The following is a 938-nucleotide window of genomic DNA, read 5'->3' as shown; positions in this document are numbered from 1 at the left end:
TTCGCATCAGAGATTAGTTTGAATGGTGTTACAATCACTACTACAAGTTCTGATGATACAATCATTAAAGCAACAGGTACTAGTGTTGAATCATTCCATAAGTTAGGTACTGTTACCTTAACATCTGAAATGACTGTTGGCGATGGTGTCGTTGTTACAGGAACATTGAGTGCAAGTGTCGCTGAAATCTTTATTACTGCTCCAACCATAGATGCTCACATTGGTACAGATACAACTTATAATATTTCAGCTGTCAAAATAAGCCCACCAAACCACAATACTGGTAGGTTTAAATTTACACCTGTTATGCCTGCTGGGGCAACTGATAATCCAGAAGATTTCATCACAATAACTGAAACACAACAGCCTGACGGTTCTTATGTGTACACTGTACATACAATAATGTTCCCTGCGTACACGATCTCTTATACAGTGTCTGTTTATGAAAGGCCAAGTATTCACGTTAATGTAAATGCGATAGTATCAGGTGATAATAACACTAGGTTGAGATTCAACCCAGCATTGACGACTGGCCAAATGGCACAAGAAGCTCAGACAGTTGCAATTCTACAACCACACCAAGGTGGTACAGTGGACTCTCTGGTGTATTCAATACAGCCTGATTCAAATGGTAAGACAGCACTTAAAGGGGCAATATCTCCTAACACTGCTAAACCAGAAGAGCCTTCTTATTTGATAACTTCTAAGATTGCCGAATCAGATGATGGTACAGGCACACCACTTACCAATGCAGACTACCCGATTACAAACAAACTCAAAACTGTTGTAACGTATAAAGCTGTTGGTACTGCTGCTCCTGTTGTTGTGGAATTAATCACACCAATCACTGTTAAGAAAACATAATCCTCGGCCTCTTCGGAGGCCCGTAACTTGGAGGTCGTATGGCCGAATATAAGTTAAACTACCCCATCGTTACG

General features: G+C 40.5%; 1 protein-coding gene. It reads left to right on the top strand.

Translation table 11 applies throughout. The annotated features are described in order from the left end of the window. A partial coding sequence (locus N1032_RS24095; protein WP_259542995.1) for a hypothetical protein occupies positions 1 to 864 on the top strand: 864 nt, incomplete at its 5' end. Between the last annotated feature and the right edge of the window lie 74 nt (positions 865 to 938).

Origin of the sequence: Herbiconiux daphne (genome assembly GCF_024979295.1) — a bacterium.
Lineage (GTDB): Bacteria > Actinomycetota > Actinomycetes > Actinomycetales > Microbacteriaceae > Herbiconiux > Herbiconiux daphnes.
The sequence above is the reverse complement of the archived record's forward strand: the minus strand, read 5'-3'. Positions and strand labels throughout refer to the sequence as shown.